Below are 3,944 nucleotides of genomic sequence, written 5' to 3'. Positions count from 1 at the left end.
ATCGCAGATGGTGATGCACGGGTTTTGCTCTATTTTACCTGTTTTTTTTGCACCTGACTTGCATCGCACCAGTTCTTAACCCATGCCACGTCAAGTGCGACCGATATATTCAGCAAGCCCTAACTAAGTCAAAACGACTTGACACAGCCGCCATTAAATGCTGCATTTTGCGCGAAGAAAGCACTTTCGTAGGATCGGCAGGAATCGGCCCGGATGTTAACACAAATAGGTTTTCATCGCGGGGCGATCGCACGATCGCCTCGGACAAATCCAAATCCTCAGCAATCGCATTGTGCAAGCCTTGCCAATTCGGCAAACCCAGCATTTCATGCACCTGCGGGCGCCGCAAATCCGCATCCACCAACAGCACTTGCTGGCCCATTGCAGCCGCCGCCCGCGCCAGATTTACTGCCACAGTAGACTTGCCGTCAGCTACTTGACAAGACGTAATTACAAAAGAATTGATCGGATTATCAACGTTGAGAAACCGAATATTAGCATTGAGCGATCGAAAAGCCTCTTGAAAAGCATCCGTCGGCAGCGGCGAACTTGCCGCATCCACAGAATTTGCCTCCGCAGGCGGCAGTCTCAAAATTTTATCGCTAGCAGGAATTATCCCCAACAAAGGCAGGCGAATCGAATGTTTGACATCCTCGGGAGTCTCGAACACCGTTTTATTATTAAACCGTTCCGCCAACTGCGCCACCAGCATACCAAAAACCAAACCAGCCAATCCCCCCAGAGCCAAATTCAAAGGCATAATCGGAGCAACAGCCATCAACTCGCCATTTCTATAGCGCGGAATTTCCGGCTTCGCAATCACCTCCCAAGCCACCTCTTTTTGACCCACAGCTTCTAGCTGCAAAGCTTGCTGTTTCGCCAGCAAACTCTTGAGCGTATTATTAGTCAACTCGGCCTCCCGCTGCAAATCCGAATAGCGCCGCAAAATCACCGGAAATCCTTGAGAATATTGATTCAACTCCTTAGCAGCTTGTTCCAAAACCTGATTCCGCACACCCAGCACCTGAATCAAATTAGCAGTACCGATAAACTGTTCGATCAACTTAATCCGCACCGGATCTTGAAAAGCCAGCACTTGCGAATTCACCTTAGCCAAATCAGTTCCCAGAACTTGTTGAGCTTCTCTCTTCAACAAAGGAATCAGATTCTTGTGCTGTTCTCGCAACAATTGCATTTGCGGATTTTCGTCTGTATATGTAGCCGAGTTAATCGCAATTTGCCCTTCCAATTGCTGCAATTGAGTCAACATACCTTGATAGCGGGGAGCTTGACTCAAAGCCGAAGCCATCAGCGCTTGTCTCTGGTTCAATCCGAGCTGATTTTGCAAATTGACATAGAGCAATCTCTGCTGGTTGAGCTGCGTTTGAGCGTCCAATCGCTGCGCTTGAATTTGACTGATTTGTTGCGCGAGTTGCTGACTTTGAATTTGCGGATCGATGAAATTGTACTGCTGTCGCAACTTTTGAATTTCGGTTTGTATAACTTGTTCCCGCTTTTTCTGGTTGGGAATTTGCGATTTCACAAAATCCAGACTCTGGCTAATTTGAGTCCTGGTATCTTGCACGCTGTAGTTGCGGTAGGCTAGGGCAACTTTTTCCAAAACAAAATTAATTTTTTTTGGGTCATAATCTCGATATCTAACTTCGATAATTTTGGTATTTTTGAACCGATCGATAGACAGCCTAGTTTCTTGAGAAAACGGCAAATTATTTACTTTTTGATTGAAAAGGTAGTTGTAATTGATTTCGGGATATTTAGCCTGCAATTCTTTAATAATCGGCGTCATGACTTGCGGGCTTTGCAACACTTGAATTTGCGACTCGTAGTCAAAAACCGGATTCTCTGGGGTTCCGGAAGTCGCCGGTTGCAGTTTCAGCTCTCCGGAGTAGACTTTTGCTAAAGTGTTTTGGGTGACAGCGGGTTCTACTAATAATTGAAAGCGCCCTTCGTACTCGCTTTTTTGATTAATAGTCCAGGCAAAAACCCCGGTTGTGACTGCCACTGCTACGCCGATGACTAAGATCGATCGGCTGCGGCAAACTTCCCAAAAACTTAACTCTTCTTCCTCGGTGTTGTCCCTGTCAAAAAATCTATCTTCTTCATAAACCACAGAAGATAGTTTTGGCAGATTCGTTGGCTTTCTATTGTTATTAAACGGTGTTAGTTGAGATTTTTTATCTGGTTTCATTTGTTTTATACAACTTATTAGTTTAAACCTGTGTACGGCTGGTGCAGTTTCATGAACCCGGTTTCTGACCAGATATCTCCTTATACCATTTTTACAAACTGTTGCTACAAAAAAATGTTTAGTTTGTTTGCACCGCCCGGTGCGGATATGTGAGATTGTCGATAGGCAAGTTAGCGATTTTTGCGGAGACGCACCCTAGGAATACTGTGGCACGAGGCAATAAAAGTTGGTATTGCCCAACAGAAATTCTTTGTAAAAACCGGGTTGGTGATACCTAGCGTGCTAGTCTATTCAAATCATCGAAAAATATTGAACAACCGGAATATTCCCAGCAGCGGGCTCAAAGGAGCGAGAGTCCCGCCTACATTATCCGAGAATGTAGCGCGGCCCGATCGCCTTACCATAATTACATCATTATTTTGCAGTTTGGGATTAGTCTCCTCATTGGCTGTGGCCGAAAAATTAACCTTAACACTCAGCCGCGAAACAGTGCCGTTAGGATTGAGGCGAATTAAATCCACCGAATCCATTTCGGCCCGCGATTTATTAAAACCTCCGGCTGCTACCAGCGCTTGATTTAAAGAAGTGTTGGGCAACAGCGCAAAAGATCCTGGTTTCACGACTTCTCCCACAATGCTCACCTTAATCGCATCCGGTGAAAAAGTAGAATTAGCAACTTGTGCGCCTTCGGCAGCATCGAGATTTTCGGCTTTGGGAACCACTACGGTATCTCCCTGTTGCAGGGCTAAATCTTGGGATACATCTCCCGCTTCCAAAAGTTGCCACAAATTCACATTAATAATTTGCTCTGTACCCGCCCGCGTCAGGCGGCGAACTTGTATTTGTCTGATATCGGCTACGGGAGTAATGCCGCCCGCCATTTTAATCGCTTTAGTTACTGTTTGCAGCAAAGCAGTTTCTGGGCCGGCAGTTTCGCTGGTAGCAAACAAACCAGAATTTGCACCAATTTCATTTTCTTGCGCCCTACTTTGAACATCTTTTGCCAAAGTATAAGTACCGGGGCGAGTTACTTCGCCCACCACAGCAATATTAATTGGTTGAGTGCTTTGTCCGGTAATGTTAGCTGCTGCTAAAGTCGGTGCTTCTTGGCGGTTGAGGCTAGTGACTGTGGGAATAAAGATAGTATCGCCGTCGCGCAAAGTCAAATCGGCGCGCAAATCGCCGTTTTGCAATAATTCCCACAAATCTACACTAATAATTTGTTCCGGTGCGTTGCGCTGGGGGCGGCGGATTTTGATTTGCCGCACGTCTGCTGATTGGGTAATTCCTCCGGCCATTCGCAGGGCCCGCGATATTGTGGGCATTTGAGTTCCAATTTGCTCTGACGTGCCTCCAGGGCTGGCTGCTGCCGATATTGTATAGGCTCCGGGGCGGTTGATTTCGCCCGCGATCGCAATTTGCAAAGGACGCGCCGCCAGCAGTTTCAGCGTCACCCAAGGACGTTTGAGATATTTGCCGTACCTGTCCTTGACAGCATTTGAAGCTTGTTCTAGGGTCATTCCGGCCACCGAAAGACTGCCAATTAAGGGCAAACTGAGGGAACCGTCGGCCTGTATTTGGTGTTGACCGTTGGGGCCGCTGTATTCCGGGACGTTGAAGATGTCGATTTGAATGCGATCGCCCGCACCCAAAGTGTAAACTTCCGATCGTACACTTGCAGGCACACTTGCCGGAAATCTCTGAAATCCCGGCGCTTCTGGTACCGCTACGGGAT

At 47.0% G+C, this 3,944-nt stretch carries 2 protein-coding genes; both read right to left on the bottom strand.

The annotated features are described in order from the left end of the window. Positions 1 to 109: 109 nt before the first annotated feature. Positions 110 to 2,209: a tyrosine-protein kinase domain-containing protein gene (locus tag IQ270_RS28835; protein ID WP_228056801.1), complete on the bottom strand. Its 2,100-nt coding sequence runs from the start codon at positions 2,207 to 2,209 to the stop codon at positions 110 to 112. A 296-nt stretch (positions 2,210 to 2,505) separates the two neighbouring features. Continuing rightward, the coding region (locus tag IQ270_RS28830) for an SLBB domain-containing protein (RefSeq protein ID WP_193976544.1) at positions 2,506 to 3,944 on the bottom strand (1,439 nt) is incomplete at its 5' end.

The organism is Microcoleus sp. LEGE 07076 (genome assembly GCF_015207455.1).
Classification (GTDB): domain Bacteria; phylum Cyanobacteriota; class Cyanobacteriia; order Cyanobacteriales; family Microcoleaceae; genus Microcoleus.
The sequence above is the reverse complement of the archived record's forward strand: the minus strand, read 5'-3'. Positions and strand labels throughout refer to the sequence as shown.